20 protein-coding genes and 1 riboswitch are annotated in these 19,718 nt (G+C 65.5%); of the genes, 15 read left to right on the top strand and 5 right to left on the bottom strand.

Annotated elements, in window-relative coordinates; all coding sequences use genetic code 11:
• Positions 1 to 291 precede the first annotated feature (291 nt).
• Both aceA and GOQ09_RS09490 read right to left on the bottom strand, forming a co-directional pair.
• On the bottom strand, positions 292 to 1,611 hold the full coding sequence (gene aceA / locus GOQ09_RS09495; protein WP_126748901.1) for an isocitrate lyase: 1,320 nt from the start codon (positions 1,609 to 1,611) through the stop codon (positions 292 to 294).
• A 244-nt stretch (positions 1,612 to 1,855) separates the two neighbouring features.
• Positions 1,856 to 2,284, bottom strand: a complete 429-nt coding sequence (locus tag GOQ09_RS09490) for a gamma-glutamylcyclotransferase family protein (protein ID WP_242631113.1) — start codon at positions 2,282 to 2,284, stop codon at positions 1,856 to 1,858.
• 97 nt (positions 2,285 to 2,381) lie between these two features.
• Here GOQ09_RS09490 and GOQ09_RS09485 point away from each other — a divergent pair, with 97 nt between their 5' ends.
• Positions 2,382 to 3,248 (top strand): DMT family transporter, encoded by an 867-nt coding sequence (locus tag GOQ09_RS09485; protein ID WP_242631048.1) that lies wholly within the window; start codon positions 2,382 to 2,384, stop codon positions 3,246 to 3,248.
• Between the two features lie 155 nt (positions 3,249 to 3,403).
• Positions 3,404 to 3,844, top strand: a complete 441-nt coding sequence (locus GOQ09_RS09480; RefSeq protein ID WP_019653319.1) for an SWIB/MDM2 domain-containing protein — start codon at positions 3,404 to 3,406, stop codon at positions 3,842 to 3,844.
• A 99-nt stretch (positions 3,845 to 3,943) separates the two neighbouring features.
• Here GOQ09_RS09480 and GOQ09_RS09475 read toward each other — a convergent pair whose 3' ends face one another.
• Positions 3,944 to 5,662: a thiamine pyrophosphate-binding protein gene (locus tag GOQ09_RS09475; RefSeq protein ID WP_157613196.1), complete on the bottom strand. Its 1,719-nt coding sequence runs from the start codon at positions 5,660 to 5,662 to the stop codon at positions 3,944 to 3,946.
• A gap of 93 nt (positions 5,663 to 5,755) precedes the next feature.
• Between GOQ09_RS09475 and GOQ09_RS09470 the strand changes: the two genes are divergently transcribed.
• From GOQ09_RS09470 to arsC, 9 genes are all read left to right on the top strand, one after another.
• A complete protein-coding gene (locus tag GOQ09_RS09470) occupies positions 5,756 to 6,412 on the top strand; it encodes a TetR/AcrR family transcriptional regulator (protein WP_126748897.1) in 657 nt (218 codons plus the stop codon).
• A 144-nt stretch (positions 6,413 to 6,556) separates the two neighbouring features.
• Positions 6,557 to 7,540: a tripartite tricarboxylate transporter substrate binding protein gene (locus tag GOQ09_RS09465; RefSeq protein WP_157613195.1), complete on the top strand. Its 984-nt coding sequence runs from the start codon at positions 6,557 to 6,559 to the stop codon at positions 7,538 to 7,540.
• A 50-nt stretch (positions 7,541 to 7,590) separates the two neighbouring features.
• The gene (locus tag GOQ09_RS09460; protein WP_157613194.1) at positions 7,591 to 8,754 is read left to right on the top strand and encodes a Gfo/Idh/MocA family protein; all 1,164 of its coding nucleotides are present in this window, start codon (positions 7,591 to 7,593) and stop codon (positions 8,752 to 8,754) included.
• A gap of 10 nt (positions 8,755 to 8,764) precedes the next feature.
• On the top strand, positions 8,765 to 9,952 hold the full coding sequence (locus tag GOQ09_RS09455; protein ID WP_157613193.1) for a dihydrodipicolinate synthase family protein: 1,188 nt from the start codon (positions 8,765 to 8,767) through the stop codon (positions 9,950 to 9,952).
• A gap of 8 nt (positions 9,953 to 9,960) precedes the next feature.
• The gene (locus GOQ09_RS09450) at positions 9,961 to 10,839 is read left to right on the top strand and encodes a sugar phosphate isomerase/epimerase family protein (RefSeq protein ID WP_157613192.1); all 879 of its coding nucleotides are present in this window, start codon (positions 9,961 to 9,963) and stop codon (positions 10,837 to 10,839) included.
• Positions 10,840 to 11,166: 327 nt separating this feature from the next.
• Positions 11,167 to 12,258: a DNA glycosylase AlkZ-like family protein gene (locus tag GOQ09_RS09445; RefSeq protein ID WP_157613191.1), complete on the top strand. Its 1,092-nt coding sequence runs from the start codon at positions 11,167 to 11,169 to the stop codon at positions 12,256 to 12,258.
• A gap of 120 nt (positions 12,259 to 12,378) precedes the next feature.
• A riboswitch (FMN riboswitch) is annotated at positions 12,379 to 12,552 on the top strand.
• Positions 12,553 to 12,660: 108 nt separating this feature from the next.
• A complete protein-coding gene (locus GOQ09_RS09440; RefSeq protein WP_157613190.1) occupies positions 12,661 to 13,176 on the top strand; it encodes a 6,7-dimethyl-8-ribityllumazine synthase in 516 nt (171 codons plus the stop codon).
• 32 nt (positions 13,177 to 13,208) lie between these two features.
• A complete protein-coding gene (locus GOQ09_RS09435) occupies positions 13,209 to 13,895 on the top strand; it encodes a glutathione S-transferase family protein (RefSeq protein WP_157613189.1) in 687 nt (228 codons plus the stop codon).
• 7 nt (positions 13,896 to 13,902) lie between these two features.
• Positions 13,903 to 14,286, top strand: a complete 384-nt coding sequence (gene arsC / locus GOQ09_RS09430; RefSeq protein ID WP_157613188.1) for an arsenate reductase (glutaredoxin) — start codon at positions 13,903 to 13,905, stop codon at positions 14,284 to 14,286.
• Between the two features lie 16 nt (positions 14,287 to 14,302).
• Here arsC and GOQ09_RS09425 read toward each other — a convergent pair whose 3' ends face one another.
• Together GOQ09_RS09425 and GOQ09_RS09420 are read right to left on the bottom strand one after the other, a co-directional pair.
• The gene (locus GOQ09_RS09425) at positions 14,303 to 15,055 is read right to left on the bottom strand and encodes a sulfite exporter TauE/SafE family protein (protein WP_157613187.1); all 753 of its coding nucleotides are present in this window, start codon (positions 15,053 to 15,055) and stop codon (positions 14,303 to 14,305) included.
• A gap of 54 nt (positions 15,056 to 15,109) precedes the next feature.
• Positions 15,110 to 16,363, bottom strand: coding sequence for an MFS transporter (locus tag GOQ09_RS09420; protein ID WP_157613186.1), 1,254 nt, complete (start codon positions 16,361 to 16,363; stop codon positions 15,110 to 15,112).
• A gap of 88 nt (positions 16,364 to 16,451) precedes the next feature.
• Between GOQ09_RS09420 and GOQ09_RS09415 the strand changes: the two genes are divergently transcribed.
• The 4 genes from GOQ09_RS09415 (at position 16,452) to GOQ09_RS09400 (ending at position 19,700) form a co-directional block, all read left to right on the top strand.
• Positions 16,452 to 17,348 (top strand): AraC family transcriptional regulator, encoded by an 897-nt coding sequence (locus GOQ09_RS09415; protein ID WP_242631047.1) that lies wholly within the window; start codon positions 16,452 to 16,454, stop codon positions 17,346 to 17,348.
• Positions 17,349 to 17,441: 93 nt separating this feature from the next.
• Positions 17,442 to 18,158, top strand: coding sequence for a phosphatase PAP2 family protein (locus GOQ09_RS09410; protein WP_157613185.1), 717 nt, complete (start codon positions 17,442 to 17,444; stop codon positions 18,156 to 18,158).
• 94 nt (positions 18,159 to 18,252) lie between these two features.
• Positions 18,253 to 18,495, top strand: a complete 243-nt coding sequence (locus tag GOQ09_RS09405; protein ID WP_126748885.1) for an acyl carrier protein — start codon at positions 18,253 to 18,255, stop codon at positions 18,493 to 18,495.
• Positions 18,492 to 19,700, top strand: a complete 1,209-nt coding sequence (locus tag GOQ09_RS09400) for a beta-ketoacyl-[acyl-carrier-protein] synthase family protein (RefSeq protein WP_157613184.1) — start codon at positions 18,492 to 18,494, stop codon at positions 19,698 to 19,700. The genes GOQ09_RS09405 and GOQ09_RS09400 overlap by 4 nt, the downstream gene beginning before the upstream one ends.
• The last annotated feature ends 18 nt before the right edge of the window (positions 19,701 to 19,718 follow it).

The following is a 19,718-nucleotide window of genomic DNA, read 5'->3' as shown; positions in this document are numbered from 1 at the left end:
GTGATTGCCGCGCTTTGCCTGGTGTGAGAGCTGGAAGAAACCAGCGTGCGCGGTCTACCGGCCGTTTCCTTCGAAGAAGAAAAAGCCGCTGAATCCTTGCGGAGTAGTTCGCGGTGTCATAACCAGGGTGCCTTTCTCGCTCTTGTTGGGTGCAGAGACCGCGATTCTATCCGCTGCCGGTTCAGGCCGCCGGCATCGGGTCATGCAAGCCCAGACGAAAAAGCCCGGCGCAGGGCCGGGCTCCGAGGTGACCGCGAACCGCCTCTGCAGGCGATTCGAGGAACAGCCGACTCAGTGGAACTGCTCTTCTTCGGTCGAACCGGTCAGCGCCGTGACGCTGGACTTGCCGCCCTGGATGACCGTGGTCACCTCGTCGAAGTAGCCCGTGCCCACTTCCTGCTGGTGCGACACGAAGGTGTAGCCGCGGTCGCGTGCTGCGAACTCGGGCTCTTGCACCTTCTCGACATAGGCCGACATGCCGCGCTGCACGTAGTCTTGCGCCAGGTCGAACATGTTGAACCACATCGAGTGGATGCCGGCCAGCGTGATGAACTGGTACTTGTAGCCCATGGCGCCCAGCTCCTTCTGGAACTTGGCAATGGTCGCGTCGTCGAGGTTCTTCTTCCAGTTGAACGACGGCGAGCAGTTGTAGGCCAGCATCTTGCCGGGGTGCACCTTGTGCACGGCCTCGGCAAACTTGCGGGCGAACTCGAGGTCGGGCGTGCCGGTTTCGCACCACACCAGGTCGGCGTAGTACGCGTAGGCAACGGCGCGGCTGATGGCCTGGTCCATGCCCTTCTTCGTCTTGTAGAAGCCTTCGGCAGTGCGCTCGCCGGTCAGGAAGGGCTTGTCGTTCTCGTCGTAGTCGCTCGTGATGAGGTCGGCCGCTTCCGCGTCGGTACGGGCGATCACAAGCGTCGGCGTGCCGCAAACGTCAGCCGCCATGCGCGCGGCGATGAGCTTCTGCACGGCCTCGGTGGTGGGCACGAGCACCTTGCCGCCCATGTGGCCGCACTTCTTGACCGAAGCCAGCTGGTCTTCGAAGTGCACGCCGCCGGCGCCGGCCTTGATCATGGCCTTCATCAGTTCGAAGCCATTCAGCACGCCGCCAAAGCCTGCTTCGGCGTCGGCAACGATGGGTGCGAAGTAGTCCACATAGCCCGCGTCGCCCGGGTTCACGTTCTTCGACCACTGGATTTCGTCCGCACGGCGGAAAGTGTTGTTGATGCGCTCGACCACGTTGGGCACCGAATCCACCGGATACAGCGACTGGTCCGGGTACATCGACGAATAGCTGTTGGCATCTGCAGCAACCTGCCAGCCCGACAGGTAGATGGCCTTCACGCCGGCCTTCACCTGCTGCATGGCTTGGCCGCCCGTGAGCGCGCCAAGGCAGTTGACGTAGGGCTCGTTGTTCACCAGCTCCCAGAGCTTCTCGGCGCCGCGGCGGGCCAGCGTGTGCTCGATGGGGAACGAGCCGCGAAGGCGCACGACGTCAGCCGCGCTGTAGCCGCGCTTGATGCCCTTCCAGCGGGGATTGGTGGCCCAGTCTTTCTCGAGGGCGGCAATTTGCTGTTCGCGGCTCAGTTGTTCGGTAAGGGTCTGGGGCATGGTAACTCCGTGAGGTTGATTGAAGGTTGGGCGTTGCGGCCGTGGAGTTACTTTAATGGCAGGCAACACTCTTATGTCTTATAGAAGACATATTTTTAGCTCAAGAAAATCAATCACTTACGGCAGCATTTCTCCATGCAAAATTATTTTTCTCATATTGAGAAAAATATTGCAACGCAGCAGCCAATCATTTCGCAATGTGCAATCGCTGCTCCAGCTATGAAAAGCGATAGCGGCAAGCCGCTTATTTGGCAGCGGCGTGCGCAATCCAGTCCCCGCTGCCAATCACAGCCCGCCCGCTGATCCGCGCCGGATGGATTTCGTAGACCAGGCACTCGAACTGCCGCGTCCCGGCATCCACCGTCACACGTCGCTTGATGTATTCGCCGGAGTCGTCATCCGCAACTTCCTCGAGCACGTCGAGCACCGCCTCCACCTCGGGCTCGATGCGGTAGATCTCGCCCAGCACGCGTCCTTTTCCGTTCAGCACCAGGCCGGGGTAGGCACCCAGGTCGTACAAGGTGCCGGCGATTGCGGCGTCGGCCACATGGATCGGTTCGGGCCGAAAGCGCGCGATGTCGTTGCGCCCGCCGCGGCGCAGCGTGCCGTAGACAAAGACATGGCCTGGTGTGCGCACGGCCGGTGCGCCATCGAATCTCAGCGATTGCGGCATCATTGAATCCATCGTTCCCAACAAGCCGTCCAGTCTATTGAACACCGCCGCTCCCGCCTCCAGCCGTCTTGTGGCCTATGGCTGCCTGGCTTTGAGCATGTCGCTCGTCGGCGGCTACGTCGCCCTTTCCAAACCGCTGGTGGCGGCCTTTCCCGTGCTGCTGCTCGCATGGCTGCGCTTCGGCATCGCAGCGCTGGCCATGCCGCATTGGCTTCGGCGCGCGCCGGACGAAGCGCCCATGAGCGCGCGCACGCGCGGCCTCGTCTTCCTGGAGTCGTTCCTCGGCAATTTCCTGTTCTCGATCTTCATGCTGTTCGGCGTGAGCCTCACCAGCGCGGTGTCCGCGGGCGTGATCATGGCCTCCATTCCCGCGGCGGTGGCGGTGGCGAGCTGGCTCTTCCTGCGCGAACGCATCACGGTGCGCATCGGCCTTGCCATCGGTTGCGCCGCACTCGGCATTGGCTTGCTGGCCCTCACGCCAACGCATGCACCGGCAACCACAAACGGTGCGGCGCCCTCATCGATGCCCTGGCTCGGAAACCTGCTCGTGTTCTGTGCGGTGCTTTGCGAGACAGCCTACGCGGTCATCGGCAAGTCGCTCACCGGCCATCTTGGGCCAAAGCGGATCTCGTCGCTCATCAACCTCTGGGGCTTCGTGTTGTCGATGCCCTTCGGCATCTGGTTCGCACTGCAGTTCGATTTTTCCGCCGTGCGCTTCGGCACCTGGGCCTTGCTCGTGGCCTACGCACTCGCAGCGAGCATCTGGACGGTGTGGCTCTGGATGACAGGCCTGCGCCATGTGCCCGCTGCGCAAGCCGGCGTTTTCGCGGTGATGCTGCCCGTGAGCGCGGCCCTCGTGGGCGTGCTGGTGCTCGGAGAAAGCCTCTCCGCAGCACAGCTCTTTGCATTCGCGCTTGCGCTCATTGGCGTGGTGCTGGCGACCTGGCCTGAACGCCGAAGGTGAAAACCTCGGGTTCTCCCCTCTGAAAAAACAACAACTCCCAATGAAAAAAGCTCTTTTTCCCTTGGAAACGCGTTTTTTCTCCTTTAGCATCCGCAATGCCACTGGAGACGCAAGTTTTTCATTGGTGACTGTTCAACCAAAAAAGGAAATCAACCATGGCAACTGCAAAGAAGGCTCCGGCCAAGAAAGCTCCGGCAAAGAAGGCCGCTCCCGCCAAGAAGGCTGCGGCTCCTGCGAAGAAGGCCGCACCGGCCAAGAAGGCAGCTCCCGCCAAGAAGGCTGCTCCTGCGAAGAAGGCTGCACCGGCGAAGAAGGCTCCTGCAAAGAAGGCCGCTCCCGCCAAGAAGCGCACGCCCAATGCCGCGTTCATGAAGGCCCTGACCCCCAGCCCGGCACTCGCCGCTGTGGTCGGCTCGACGCCTCTGCCGCGCACCGCAGTCGTGAGCAAGCTGTGGGACTACATCAAGAAGAACAACCTTCAAGACAAGGCCAACAAGCGCAACATCAACGCCGACGCCAAGCTGAAGGAAATCTTCGGCAAGCCGCAAGTGTCGATGTTCGAACTGGCCGCGCTGATCGGCAAGCACGTCAAGTAAGCGCTCGGGCACTGCGCGTCCATCGCGCTCCCGAATCAAAAAGCCGGCACATGCCGGCTTTTTTTTGGCCGCGCGCGGCGTTCGGTTCACCTTGCTCGTTCAGCCCCGCGCCTGCGCCGCACGCGTGATCGACGCCAGCGTGCCGCGTGTCGTGATCACCTCCGGGTCGAGCGGAATCTCGATCAGCGTGCCCGTATCTGCCGCCAGTGCGCGCAGCAGCGCCGCTTCGAACTGCGCGGTTTCTGTCACGCGTTCGGCGGCATAGCCATAGGCCCGCGCCAGACCGCAGAAGTCGGGGTTGCGGAGCGCAGTGCCGCTCGTGCGCTCCGGATATTCGCGCTCCTGGTGCATGCGGATGGTGCCGAACATGCCGTTGTTCAGCAGCACGATGATGCTCTTGCCGCCATGCTGCGAGGCCGTCGCGAGCTCTTGCCCCGTCATCAGAAAATCGCCGTCACCCGCAATCGTGAAGGCCACGCGGCCGGTCGCAAGGTTGGCCGCAATGCCCGCCGGCACGCCATAGCCCATGGCACCGCTGGTGGGCGCCAACTGCGTCTTGCTGCCCTTGGCAAGCCCGTGATAGCGGAAGTAGCGGTGCACCCAGCTCGCAAAGTTGCCGGCCCCGTTGGTAATGGCCGCATCCGGCGGAAGGTGCTTCTGCAGCAGCGCGACCACCTCCGCCATGTCGACCGGGCCGCGCGGCGTTTCAGCCGGCATGCCGGCGAGCGCCTGCGGCTCCAGGTTCGCTTCGTAGTCCGCATGCGCCTGCGCCGCCCACTCCTCCCACGGCAAGGTATTGGGCGCACTCAGCACCTCGAGGCTGCGCGCGGCGGCGCTCATGCCGGCGTTGATGGCCAGGTCTGCCTGGTAGACGCGGTTGAGCTCTTCCGCGCTCGCGTGGATGTGCACCAGCTTCTGCCTGGCCTTTGGTGCTTCCAGCAGCGTGTAGCCGCCGGTCGTCATCTCGCCGAGCCGCGGGCCGATGGCGATGATCAAATCGCTGTCTTTCACGCGCTGCGCGAGCTTGGGATTGATGGCAATGCCAACGTCGCCTGCATAGAGCGGATGGTGGTTGTCGAAGGTGTCCTGAAAGCGAAAGGCATTGGCAACGGGCAGCCGCCAGTTCTCGGCAAAGCGCTGCAGCGCCTGCGCGGCCTGCGTCGTCCAGCCGCCGCCGCCCGCAATCACCATCGGCCGCTGCGACTGGAGCAGCAGTTCGCGCAAGGTGCGCAGCGCGCCGGGGTCGCTCCAGGGCTGAACCGCGTCCACGCGCGGCAGCGGACGCGACGCGGTCTGCGTGCGCAGCATGTCTTCGGGCAGCACCAGCACCACCGGTCCGGGTCGTCCGTTCATCGCGGTTGAAAACGCGCGCGCCACGTACTCGGGGATGCGATTCGCGTCATCGATGCGCTCCACGCGCTTGGCAAAGCCCTTGGTGCTCGGCCCGAAGAAGCTGCCGTAGTCCACTTCCTGGAAGGCTTCGCGGTCGCGGAAGTCGCTGCCGACGTCGCCGACGAACAGCACCATCGGCGTGGAATCCTGGAAAGCGTTGTGCACACCGATCGATGCGTTGGTGGCGCCCGGCCCGCGGGTGACGAAGCACACGCCCGGCCGTCCCGTGAGCTTGCCGTGCGCCTCCGCCATGAATGCGGCGCCGCCCTCCTGGCGGTTGACGATGAACCGCGCGCGTTCGCGGTAGGCATGAAAGCCGTCGAGCACCGCAAGAAAGCTTTCGCCCGGAACGCCGAACGCGAGCTCCATGCCCTGCTCGATCAGGCATTCGACGATCAGGTGGCCGGCGGGTTGTGATGTACTCATGAGAAGTCGAACCTCAGCTGCAAATGTCTTCGGAATTATGTGCGCCCGCTTCCAACGCCTTGCGTTAATTCACCAAATGGTTAAATTCGTGCGATGAAAGCCGCGAAAGATTCCCCACCCGAAGCCATCGAGCCGCGCTCCCGCGACGCCGATCGCTCGCAACTGGCAATTCTTGCGTCGGCACGCGACGAGTTTGCGCAGCGGGGCCTGGCCGGCGCGCGCATGGACAGCATTGCCGCGCGCGCGGGGCTGAACAAGCGCCTTATCTACTATTACTTCGGCAGCAAGGACGACCTGTTCCTGGCGGTGCTCGAGCGCACCTACGCCGACATCCGCGAGGCCGAGCAGCAGTTGCACCTGGACGAGATCGATCCGGTCGAGGCCATTCGCCAGCTGGTTTCCTTCACCTGGCACTACTACCTCGAGCACCCCGAGTTCATTACGCTGCTCAACAGCGAGAACCTGCACTGCGCCGCGCACCTGAAGCGCTCCGAGCGCATCCAGGAGATGAACTCGCCGCTGGTGCAGCTGCTCGACACGGTGCTCGAGCGCGGCAAGCGCGACAAGCTGTTCCGAGCCGGCGTCGACCCGGTGCAGCTCTACATCTCGATTGCCTCGCTCTGCTATTTCTACCTGTCGAACAACCACACGCTCTCGGCCGTCTTCGGCCGTGACCTGCGCGCGCCCAAGGCCATGGCGCAGCGCCTCTCGCACATGACCGACCTCGTGCTGGGCTACGTGCTGCACTGAGCCTTCGGGCGCACTTTCTCCATCTCCGGGTATTTACCGATTAGCAGCGGTTGCGCTGCGGCGGCAGCCTTTTTAGAATTGTCTAATTCACTTATTGGTGAATTAATCGATCAGACAAGGCGGCCCGACCGCACGGAGACAACCATGAAGCAACTTGCACGCACCACTGCACTCGCCACGCTCACCTGCCTCGCCGCCTTGATGCCCGGTCTGGCATCGGCGCAGAACGGGTATCCCAACAAACCGATTCGTGTGGTCGTGCCCTTCGCGGCCGGCAGCACCACGGACATCATTGCGCGCGCCATTGCCGACAAGATGGGCCAGAGCATGGGCCAGACGCTGGTGGTGGACAACCGCGGCGGCGCCAGCGGCACCATCGGCCAGCAGGCCGTGGCCACGGCCGCGCCAGATGGCTACACCATCATGATTCACTCGTCGTCACACACGGTGAGCCCCTCCACCTTTGCGAAGCTGCCGTTCGACACGGTGAACGACTTTGCCGCCGTCACGCCCATCTCGTCGCTGCCCAATGCACTGGTGATCTCGCCGGCGAAGAACATCAAGACGCTGCAGGAGCTGGTCGCCGCAGCCAAGGCCAAGCCCGGCACCATCAACTTCGCATCGGCGGGCCAGGGAAGCGCCACCCACCTCAACGCAGAGAAGTTCAAGATGGCCGCGAAGATCGATGCCACCAACATTCCGTTCAAGGGCTCGGCAGAAGCCGTGACCGAAGTGCTGTCGGGCCGGGTCGACTACTACTTCTCGCCTATCGCGCCGGTCATCGGCCAGATCAAGGACGGCCAGTTGCTGGCGCTGGCGGTTGGCTCGCCCAAGCGCGCGGCCGCCCTGCCCGATGTGCCGACCACGGCTGAGGCGGGTGTGCCGGGCTCCGAGTTCAACTTCTGGATCGGCATGATGGCGCCCGCCAAGACGCCGCGCGACATCGTCAACCGGCTGCACGACGAAGTGGTGAAGGCGCTTGCTTCGCCAGAAGTCAAGGAACGCTTCCTGAAGCTGGGCGCCGACGCATGGACGCTCAAGCCCGAGCAGTTCGACACCTACATCAAGGACGAAATCAAGACCAATGCGGCACTGGTCAAGGCCGCCGGGCTGGCGCCGGCGCAGTAATCCGCCCTTCCCTTTCTCTTCCTCTCCTTCCAACTTTTTCGGCTGAAGACATGGCTACACAACGACTCGGAATCATCATGCACGGCGTCACCGGACGCATGGGCATGAACCAGCATCTGATCCGCTCGATCTGCGCGATCCGCGCGCAAGGCGGCGTCACGCTGTCGAACGGCGACAAGGTCATGCCCGACCCGATCCTCATCGGCCGCAACGCCGAGAAGATGGAAGCGCTGGCCAAGACGCACAACATCGCACGCTGGGGCACCGACCTGGACAAGGCGCTGGCCAACAAGGAAGACACCATCTTCTTCGACGCCGGCACCACGCAAATGCGCCCCACGCTGCTGGCCAAGGCCATTCGCGCCGGCAAGCACGTGTATTGCGAGAAGCCGATTGCCACCAACCTGAACGAGGCCGTCGAAATCGCGCGCCTGGCCGAAGGCTCCGGCCTGAAGCACGGCGCGGTTCAGGACAAGCTCTTTCTGCCAGGCCTGCGCAAGCTCGACATGCTGCGCCGCGCGGGCTTCTTCGGCCGCATGCTCAGCGTGCGCCTGGAGTTCGGCTACTGGGTGTTCGAGGGTGACCTGCAACCCATTCAGCGCCCGAGCTGGAACTACCGCAAGGAAGACGGCGGCGGCATGATCCTGGACATGATGTGCCACTGGCGCTATGTGCTGGACAACCTGTTCGGCGAGGTCAAGTCGGTGTCCTGCCTGGGCGCCACGCACATTCCCAAGCGCTGGGACGAAGCCGGCAAGCCCTATGAAGCCACCGCCGACGACGCCGCCTACGCCACCTGCGAGCTCACCGGCCACAACGGCGAGCCGGTCATTGCGCAGATCAACATGAGCTGGGTCACGCGCGTTCGCCGCGACGACCTCGTGACCTTCCACGTCGATGGCACCGACGGCTCGGCCGTCGCCGGCCTCTCGAGCTGCCGCGCGCAGTCGCGCGTGGCCACGCCGCGCCCGGTGTGGAACCCGGACGAGAAGCAGATGATGAATTTCTTCGACCAGTGGCAGGAGATTCCGGATTCGCAGGTGTACGACAACGGCTTCAAGATCCAGTGGGAGCACTTCATTCGCCACGTGGTCGAGAACGAGCCCTACAAGTGGACGCTGCCCGAAGGCGCCAAGGGCGTGCAGCTGGTCGAGGCCGCGCTCGAGTCGTGGAAGGAACGCCGCTGGATCGACGTGCCCGCGCTGAAGGTCTGAGGCAGGCAGCATGGCACTTTCGCTGACCCTTCCCACCGCGAGCGGCTCGCTCGCGCCGTACGCCCTGCGCGGCACCGCGCCGGTCAAGCCCGAAGCGGGCGTCAAGTTCAACCGCATCGCCTATTCGGCCGCGCACGTGGTGGCCGATCCCCTCGCGGCCGTCGACCCGTGGCTGCAGGCTGCAGTCGACTGGGACACCACCATCGACTACCGCCGCCACCTGTTCTCGCTGGGCCTGGGCGTGGCCGAAGCCATGGACACGGCGCAGCGCGGCATGGGCCTGGACTGGCCGACCTCGCTGGAACTGATCCGCCGTTCGCTCGACGCCGCAAAGGACGTGCCCGGCGCATTGGTGGCCTCCGGCTGCGGCACCGACCACCTGAACATCGACGACGTGAAGAGCGTCGACGACGTGATCCGCGGCTACGAAGAGCAGATGGCGGCCATCGAGGCGCTTGGCGGCAAGCTGATCGTCATGGCCAGCCGCGCCCTCGCCCGCGTGGCGAAGAGCCCGGCCGACTATGAGCGCGTGTACGACCGCATCCTGAGCCAGGCAAAGCAACCGGTGGTGCTGCATTGGCTGGGAGACATGTTCGACCCCGCGCTGGCGGGCTACTGGGGCAGCAAGGACACCGATGCGGCCATGGACACGGCTCTCGCAGTGATCGCGGCGCATCCGCACAAGGTGGACGGCATCAAGATTTCGCTGCTCGACAAGGACAAGGAAATCGCCATGCGCCGCCGCCTGCCGGCAGGTGTTCGCATGTACACCGGCGACGACTTCAACTACGCCGAGCTGATTGCCGGTGACGGCTTCGGCAGCGAGCCTACACATGGCAAGAGCGATGCGCTGCTCGGCATTTTCGACGCGATTGCTCCAGCCGCGAGCGCGGCGCTGGGCGCACTGGCCCAAGGCAACACCGAAAAATTCCACGCGATTCTCGGCCCCACGGTGCCGCTGTCGCGCCACATCTTTGCGGCGCCTACGCGCTTCTACAAGACCGGCGTGGTGTTCATGGCCTGGCTCAACGGCCACCAGAAGCACTTCACGATGGTCGGCGGGCAGCAGAGCACGCGGTCGTTGCAGCACTTTGCCGAGCTGTTCCGCCTGGCCGATGCGGCCAACCTGCTGGAGCAGCCGGAGCTGGCGGTGCGGCGAATGAAGACGCTGCTCGCACTGCACGGCGTGGAAGGCTGAGCAAGCTCATGCGCGACTTCTCGCAGAATCACGACTGGCTGTCGATCAACACGGCGACCATCCGCAAGCAGTCGGGCACCGAGGTGCCGCTGGACCGCATCATCGACCAGTGCGCCGAGCGCGGCATCCGCGCGATCAGCCCCTGGCGCGACCAGGTGGCCGCCGTGGGGCTCGACAAGATCGCAACGCAGCTCAAGGCTCACGACATCGGCCTCTCAGGCTACTGCCGCGGCGGCTTCTTCCCTGCGCCCGATGCGGCGGGCCTGAAGGCCGCGCTCGAGGACAACCGCCGCGCCATCGACGAGGCCAAGACGCTGAATGCGCCCTGCCTGGTTCTGGTGGTCGGCGCACTGCCCGGCGCGCTCGACGGCAAGGCGGCCTACAAGGACATCGCCCGCGCACGCAACGAGGTGCGCGACGGCATCGCCGCATCGCTGGAGTACGCCCGCGAAGTCGGCATGCCGCTCGCCATAGAGCCCTTGCACCCCATGCAAGCAGCCGACCGCGCCTGCATCAACACGCTCGAACATGCGCTCGATATTTGCGACGAACTCGACGCGGACAAGAGCGGCATGCTGGGCGTGGCGCTGGACATCTATCACGTGTGGTGGGATCCGAAGCTGCCACAGCAGATCGCCCGCGCTGGCCGCGAGCGCCTCCTGGCATACCACGTGTGCGACTGGCTCACGCCCACGCGCGACCTGCTCTCTGATCGCGGAATGATGGGTGACGGCGTGGTCGAGCTCAAGAAGATTCGCGGCTGGGTCGAAGACGCGGGCTTTGCGGGGTTCAGTGAAGTCGAGATCTTCTCGAACCTCGACTGGTGGCAGCGGAGCGGTGACGAGACGCTCGATGTTTGTATCGAGCGGCATAAGCAGGCTGTTTGAGTTCTGGTCGGGCTTCTGTTCTGGGCGAGTGCAAAGGCCATCGGGTACTCCCCTCCGCGAATGTCCCCCGGGCTTCGCCCTCCTCCTTTATTTCGCTGCGGGGAGCACCCGATGCCCTGTGCACTTGGACACGCTCGTGGTGTACCGCTGATCAACGACTGCTCTGAATCACGCACACGTCGATGGGGTGCCTTGCGCAGCGAAATAAAGGAGGAGGCCGCAGGCCGGGGGACATTCGCGGAGAAAGGTACCCCGTCGGCGGGTGCGCCACCCTGAACGGCAGCGCTACGAGAAGCAGCAACGCCCCACTTGTGCTGCAATTCGCCCATGGCCACCCCGACCCTCGACGACCTGCGTCGCTATGCAATTGCCCGCACGCTCTTCAAGCCCACCACCCTCCCCGGCGCGATCCGCCAACTCGGCTTTGTTCAGGCAGACCCGATCCGCGCCCCTGCACGTGCGCAAGACCTGACGCTGCGCCACCGCGTAAAAGACTACCGCGCGGGCGATCTCGAAAGCCGCTATACGCGCCTGGCCATTGAAGAAGACTGCCTCGTCAACTACGGATTCCTTCCGCGCGAGCACCTGGCGCTGATGCATCCGCGTGAACCCAGGCAGCCATGGGACACGGATACCCGCCGCAAGGCAGCCGATGTGCTGGCCTTCGTGCGCGAGCGCGGGCCGATGCATCCGCGTGAAGTCGAACAGCACTTTGCACACGGCAGCGTGAAGAACTACTGGGGCGGCTCGAGCAATGCAACGACGCGGCTGCTCGACGGCTTGCACTATCGCGGCATGCTGCGCGTGGTGCGGCGCGACAGCGGCACGCGCGTCTACGAGGCGGTCACGCATGCGCCCGCCGATGAAAGCCCCGCCGGCCGCGCGTTGAGAGCCGCGGCGCTCATCGACCTGGTGGTGCGCAAGTACGCACCGCTGCCCGCCGCCAGCCTGACCTATCTCGTGCGGTTGCTCGGCTACGGCGCCCCGCATCTCTCGGCGCAGACGCAGGCCGCGCTGCGCCTTGCACGTGAAGAACTCGCTAACTGCCGCATCGACGGCACCACCTGGTATTGGCCCGCCGGCGAGAACCCGGCCTCGCGCCGCCATGCACCCGATGAGGAAGTGCGCCTGCTCGCGCCGTTCGACCCCGTGGTGTGGGATCGGCGCCGCTTCGAGCTGCTGTGGGGTTGGACATACAAGTTCGAGGCCTACATGCCTGCGGCCAACCGGCGGTTTGGCTACTACGCACTGCCGATGCTGTGGCACGACCGAGTCATAGGCTGGGCCAACGTCACTGCACCCGACGGCCGGTTGCAGCCCGCGTTCGGCTATGTCGACCGAAAGCCGCGCGATGCGGCCTTCAGTGCGGCGCTGGACGATGAGCTGCAGCGCATGACGCTGTTCCTTGCCAGGCGCTGAGTCGCTGTCTCGCAGCTACGCAGAGAAAATCCCCGCGCCGCCGAAGGTCTGGCGCGCGGGCGACAACCCGCGCCGCCGCGCGCTCCTAGAATCGCGCCGTCGCCCGGCATGCCGGGCGGCAAGCGTTCTCAGGGCGGGGTGAAACTCCCCACCGGCGGTAATGGCGGCTTCTTCGAGAGATGAACCGCACGAGCCCGCGAGCGCCCGCGGCCTGCAACAAACAGGCTGCGGGGTCAGCAGATTTCGGTGCAATTCCGAAGCCGACGGTCACAGTCCGGATGAAAGAGAGCGCGAAAATGCGGGCTGGCCCGCGCGCTTTGCCGTCTCCGGTGCAATGGCGCGTGGTCTGGCGTGCGGTTTCGTGCGCCCTGATTCAGGAAACCTGCTTTCAAGAGGCACACCATGAGTCAGATCAACGACCTTCCCCTTTCAGCCATCAACGCGTCGGGCAACCCGCGCGGCGAGCGCATCGCCTTTGTCGAGGCGCAGTGGCATTCCGACATCGTCCACCAGGCGCGCGACGCCTTTCTTGCCGAGATGGAACGGCTCGGCGTGGCGCGCGACCTCATCGACGTGTTCGATGTGCCCGGCGCCTTCGAGATTCCGCTGCACGCCAAGCGGCTCGCCAAGTCGGGCAAGTACGCCGCCATCGTGGGCTGCGCGCTGGTGGTGGACGGCGGCATCTACCGGCACGAGTTCGTGGCCAGCACCGTGGTCAGCACGCTGATGTCGCTGCAGCTCGAAACCGACGTGCCGATCTTCTCGGCCGTGCTCACGCCGCACCATTTCCATGAGCATGTGGAGCATCGCAAGTACTTCCATCGCCACTTTGCCGTCAAGGGCACCGAAGTGGCCGAGGCCTGCGTGAAGACGCTCGAAGGCCTGAAGAAGGTCGACGCGCTGCTGGCCACCGCGTGACAAGCGGCAGGCTGCTGCAGTAATCTGGGCGGATGACTTCTTCGTCCGCTCCTTCGAACGACCGCTACACCCTCTACGGTGCGCCCGGCTCCGGCGCCACGCCTGTTCATGCGGCGCTGACGCTGATCGGTGCGCAGGTTGATACCGTCGACGTCTCTCCCTGGGAGGGCGAATCCCAGCGCGAGCGCGTATCGGGCATCAACCCGATGCGCCAGGTGCCCGCGCTGGTGCTGCCTTCGGGCGAGGTGATGACCGAGAGCGCGGCCATCCTGATCTGGCTCGGCGACCGCTATCCCGAAGCCGGACTCTGCCCCGCGCCTGGCGATCCGCTGCGCGCGCGATACCTGCGATGGATGGTCTACCTGCCGGCGGCCATCTATTCGCTGTACTGGGTGCGCGACGATCCCACCCGGCTCACGCCCGACCCGGCGGCGCAGGCCGTGATGCTCGAACGTTCGGCCGAGCGCATTGCGCACTGCTGGCACCTGATGGACACGCAGATCGACGAACCCGCGCCCTACCTGCTCGGCGAGAAGATCAGCATGCTCGACCTCTACGTGACTGTGCTGTCGCGCTGGACGCCGCATCGAAAGCGCTTCTACCGCGTGGCGCCGCGCATGGCCCAGGTGGTGCGGCGCGTGGACGCCGATCCCCGGCTGGCCGAATTCTGGGCGGCGCGCTTTCCTTTCTCGTTGGACCCGCAAGTGCAGAAAGAATGACGACCCGATGACCGCACGCACCCCGACTACGTCGTATCCGATGACCATCTTCCACAAGCCCAACTGCAGCACCTCGCGCAACGTGCTGGGCCTGATCCGCGAGAGCGGCGTGGAACCCGAGATCGTTCTCTACCTGGAAACACCGCCGACGAAGAAGAAGCTGCGCGAGTTGGCAAAGGCCATGGGCTTGGGCGCCCGCGACCTGCTGCGCACGAAGGAAGCTCCCTACGAAGAGCTGAAGCTGGCCGACCCGAAGTGGACCGAAGACCAGCTGTTCGACTTCATCGTCGCCAACCCCATCTTGCTGCAGCGGCCCATCGTGGTCTCTCCGCGCGGCACGCTGATGTGCCGGCCGTGGGCACGCGTGCGCGAGATCCTTCCCACCGCGTAGAAACGCAAGCCGCAGCTCAGCCGCGCTGCAGCAGCGCAGGCACGCCCGAGGCCAGCATCGCCACGCCGGAGGCGGTCAACAGGCCGAGCACCAGCTTGCGGAACGTTGCCTCGCTGATGCCGATGTAGAGCCGCGCGCCCAGCAGCACCGGGACCGCGACCGCCAGCGCCACCAGCCCCAGCAGCGGCACCATCGAGCGCCCGATGCTGCCGGTCGCCAGGTGGATTGAAAACGCCACCATCAGCATCGCAAGGTTGAAGTTCTGGATCACCGCGCGCTGCGTGTCGCGCTGGAAGCCGCGCAGGGTGCACCAGAGGGTGGGAATGGTGCCCGAGAAGCCGCCGATGCCCGCCATGGCGCCGCCGATGCACCCGGCGATGCCGTCGGCGATTCGTCCGCCGAAGCTCAGCTTTGGCAGGTGCTGCGACATCAGCATGGCAGGACACCACAGCACCAGCAGCACGCCAAGGCAAACCTTGAAGAGCACAAGATCGAGGTGCGGCAGCAGCCACACGCCGACGGGCACCCCGACCAGCCCGCCGAGCACGAAGGGCCACAGCACATGCCTGTCGAAAGCGCGGCGCACCGTGACCGCCGCAATCACCTGGCCGGTGAGCGCGCCGAACAGCGAAAGCACGGCGGCCAGTTGCGGTTCCAGGGTCCAGGCCCAGACCGACATCGCCACCAGGCCGAAGGCAAAACCGGACAGGCCCTGCACAAAGCCCGCCAGCACGGCGCCGGCGATCACATACACATACAAGGCCTGCATGCGGCCGATGATATCGAGCGCATGCGTACCGCCATGTTGGCGGCGTCCGAAGCGTCAGGCCGAGGCCGGTACCAGCGCCGTACGGCGAACCTTCGTTACGTTGAAGGCGCTGGCTATCAGAACGCCCTGCACCAGCGCAAGGCCGACGATCACGCTCGTGTACTGGGCATGGTCCATGAGCCGGCCGAACACCAGCGGCGCCAGTGCCTGGCCGATGTCCAGGCCCGCGTACACCACACCGTAGACGCGCCCCGTGGCATTGGGCGGCGTCGAGCGCTTGACCAGCAGGTCGCGCGAAGGCCCGGCCACGCCGGATACGAAACCCATCACGCCGAACAGCACCGGCACCAGCACCGGCGGAAACTGCGCAAAGGCCAGCACCAGCGCCACTGCGGCCGCAATGCCGAAGCCGGTTCCCACAATGCGCTCGCAGCGCGACGGGTCGGACGCGAGAAAGCCGCCCGCCACCATGCCGGCCGCGCTGGCCACCATGTACACCGTGAGGCAAACCGCCACCAGCGCCACCGGCACTGCGTGCAGATGGCCCGCCGCGACGGGTGCGAAGGTCTGCACCACGCTGATCACGACGGCATACAAAAAGAAGAACCCGAAGCACATCCACACGGCCGGAATGCGCAGAAAGTCGAACTCGCCGCCGATGGACGCGGGCTCGCCGTGGCCGGTGGCTTTTTGCACCGCCTTCACGTCGAGCGCCAGCACACTGCGGTAAGCCCAGAGCACCAGCAGCACCACAATGGCCAGCGCACCCGCCGATGCCAGCGCCACGCGCCACGAATACGCCATGGCAATCGGCACCACGAAGGCCGGCGCCAGCGCCCAGCCCAGGCTGCCGGTGATGCCGTGCACGCTATACGCATGGCCAAGCCGCGTCGGCGCAACCTTGCGGTTGAAGAGCGTGTAGTCGACCGGATGGAACACGCCGTTGCCGATGCCGCCCACGATTGCGCATGCCAGCAGCATCCAGTAGCTCTGGGCCATGGCATAGCCGAAGGCAGCCAGCGCCAGCGCGCCCAGCCCCACGAAGAGCACGGGCCGCGGACCCAGCTTGTCGACGATGAAGCCCGAGGCCGCCTGCACGATGCACGACACCACGAAGAACACCGTCAGCACCGCGCCGAGCTCGGTGTAGCTCACGTTGAATGCGTCCTTCAGCCAGGGAAACAGCGGCGCCAGGATCAGCTGGCTGAAGTGGCTGATGGCATGGGCCAGGCCGACCAGGCCGATCAACTGGGCATCGCTGCGCAGATTGGTGGAAGGGGTGGCTGTCGGGGAGGGAGTTGAAGACATGGATTGCTACAAAAAACCGTGCAGGCACCGATGCTATGCCCGCAGGTCGCGGCAGAATGGCGATACAGCGACAACATTTGTCGAAACCATGCCAAGCGCCGTTTCCCCCTCTTTTTCAACCGATAGCGGAAGCCCCCGCGCCGCCAAGCCGCGCGGCCCGAACGTGGCACCGGTCACCAGCGTCGCCTCGCTCACGCCGCACCTCTACGCACCCGACGCAGTGCGGCCGCTGCGCGCCAAGGAACATTTCCTGAGCGCAGACACCTTCGTCGAACTGCACCAGCACCCCTGGCCGCAGCTCACGTTCTCGACCCGCGGCGTGATCCGGCTCAGCACGCAGGACGGCAGCTATATCGTGCCGCCCTCCCGCGCGGTCTGGGTGCCGGCCAACATGCCGCACAGCATCATGCTGATCGAGGATGCCGAGTTGCGCACCGTGTACCTCCACGCCTGGCTCGGCCCGCCGTGGGAAAAGTGCGAGGTGCTCGAAATCAGCCCCTTGCTGCGCGCGCTGATGCTCGCGCTCGACACCACGCCCGACGGCCTGCCGCCCGCCGATCCGCACGCACCGCAGCGCGAACGCATGATCGCCCCGCTACTGGTCGACGAGCTGGAGCGTGCCACCCAGATACGCATCGACGTGCCGCTGCCCACCGACAAGCGGCTGCGCCAGCTCTGCGAAGCGCTGCTGCGCAACCCCGCCGACCGCGCCACCCTGGCCGAGCGCGCCGCCGCCATCGGCGCCAGCGAGCGCACCGTGGCGCGGCTCTTTCGCGACCAGCTTGGCATGAGCTGGCAGCAGTGGCGGCAGCAGGCCGTGATGGCGCATGCGCTGCCGCTGCTGGCGCGCGGCATGGCGGTGAGCCAGGTGGCGGCGGCCAGCGGCTATGCCACCGACAGCGCGTTCTGCGCCATGTTCAAGGCGGCCACGGGGCGCTCGCCGACCTCGTTCCAGCACCGCAAGCGATCGGCCGCGCTCGCCTGACCCACTGCAATCGCCGGAGTCGCATGGCGCCGTCATGGCGCTCTGGCAAGATCGGCGGGCCCAAGAAACCACGGACCCCGACCGACCTGCCCCATGGCGCCCATTTCCCGATCGCATCGACCCCTGACCTGGACCGCAGACATCGGTGAGCGCATCCGCTCCCTCTTCTGGCTCAAGGCGATCGGCACCACGGCATTCACCTGGCTCTTCTTCATCGGCTATTTCCATCTGCTGCGCAATCCTGCGTATCCGGTCGTGGTGATGCCACTCACGGCGCTGGACCACCTGATTCCATTCCAGCCCTACACGCTGGGCGCGTACCTCTCGCTCTGGTTCTACGTCGGCATCGCGCCCGGACTGCAACTGGGCTTTCGGGAGCTGGTGGTCTACGGGCTCTGGATCGGCGCGTTGTGCCTCACGGGCCTGGCCCTCTTCTATTTCTGGCCCACGCAAATACCGCCGCTCACCATCGACGTGTCAGGCTACCCGGGCTTTGCGATGCTGCAGGGCGTAGATGCCGCGGGCAACGCCTGCCCCTCGATGCATGTGGCCGTGGCCATCTTCACGGCCATCCGCCTGGATCACGTGCTGCGCGAGGCGCGCACGCCGGTCTTTCTGCGCGTTGCCAACTGGATCTGGTTTGCCGCCATCGCCTACTCGACGCTGGCCGTCAAGCAGCACGTGGTGCTCGACGCAGTGGCCGGCGCGTTGCTGGGAACGGCCTTTGCGCTCCCCTCTTTGCGCTGGCGGCCGGTGTACCGGAACCGGCCGAATACTTTGGTGGGAGCGGATATCATTGGCCATCACTGACCCACAAGCCGAGCGAGGAAGGGGTCGATCCCACGGAGCACCCTGAGGGGTGGCGATCGATCAGCGACCGGCACACGACAACAGGCATCGCACGATGAGTTCGCTGAAGGAATTGCAGGACCTGATCCACGAGAAGTACGGTATCGAACCGTCGAAGCTCGACCCCAACGCATCGATGCGCGAAACCGGCGGGCTCGACTCGCTCGCATTGGCCGAGTTCCTGTTTGCCATCGAAGATCACTTCGGCATCACCATGCCAGACGACGACGCGAACATCGACACGCTGGGCGAACTGGCGCTGCTCGTCGACAAGGTCAGGGCCGCGAAGGCAGCGTGAACCACGAGGTCTGCGTCACCGGCCTGGGCGTCATGGCGCCGCATGGCGGCGAGCCCCATGCGCTGTTTCAGGCGCTGCAGGATGGCCAGTCGGCCATCCGCCCGATCTTTCCCGACCTGCCCAAGCCGGCCGCCGCGGCCACCGTGGCTTTCGACGAAACGCGCTGGTTCACCAAGCTGCAGCTCGCCGGCGTCGACCGGGTCAGCCAGCTTGCGGTAGCGGCCGCCGACCTTGCACTGCAGGATGCGGGCTTCGATCGCGCAGATACCGACCCCGAGCGCATCGGCGTCTATGCCGGCTGCGGCATGGGCGGTGCAGCGGCGCTCGAGGCCGCCTACCGCGGCGGCATGCGGGTACCGCCGCTCACCATTCCGGCCTTCATGCCCAACGCTCCCGCGGCCCATGTGGCCATGCGCAACGGCGTGCAGGGGCCGGTACTCACCTATTCGGTCGCCTGTGCGTCGTCGTCGGTTGCCATTGCCGAAGCCGCCAAGGCCATTCAACGCGGCGAAGTCGACCTGGCCATTGCCGGCGGCAGCGAGGCGCTCATCGTGCCGGGAGTGGTGCTGGCATGGCACGCCATGCAGACGCTGGCCACCTTCCAGCCCGGCGAAGCAGCCAACGCCGTGCGCCCCTTCGCGGCCGACCGCAACGGGTTTGCCCTCGGCGAGGGCGCGGCGTTCGTCGTGCTCGAATCGGCCGAGCACGCCCGCCGACGCGGCGCCCGCAGCTACGCCACGCTCGCGGGCTGGGGCCTCAGCAGCGACGCAACGCACCTCACCAAGCCCGACGCACCTGGGCAGGCCCGCGCATTGCGCGCCGCCCTGCGCCAGGCCGGCCTGCAGCCGCGCGACGTGGGCTACTGCAACGCGCACGGCACGGCCACGCGCATCGGCGACGTGGTCGAACGCAATGCGCTCGCGGAGGTCTGGGGCGACGACTTCGACCAATTGCGGGTCAGTTCCACCAAGGCGCTGCACGGGCACATGCTCGGCGCCGCCGGTGCAATCGAGGCCGTCATCACCGTGCTTGCGCTGCATCGGCGCCAGTTGCCGCCCAACGCGCACTGCAGCGAGATCGATCCCGCTTGCAGCCTGAACCTGGTCAAGCCGGGCGAAACGGCCGCGCCTGAACTCCAGGCCGCCATCAGCAACTCGTTCGCGTTCGGCGGAACCAACTCGGTGCTGCTCTTTCGCAGGGCCTAGCGCCACCGGTTGCAGCGC

Origin of the sequence: Variovorax paradoxus (assembly GCF_009755665.1) — a bacterium.
In the GTDB taxonomy this organism is placed as follows: Bacteria; Pseudomonadota; Gammaproteobacteria; order Burkholderiales; family Burkholderiaceae_C; genus Variovorax; species Variovorax paradoxus_G.
This window is presented reverse-complemented; position numbering and strand designations above follow the sequence as displayed.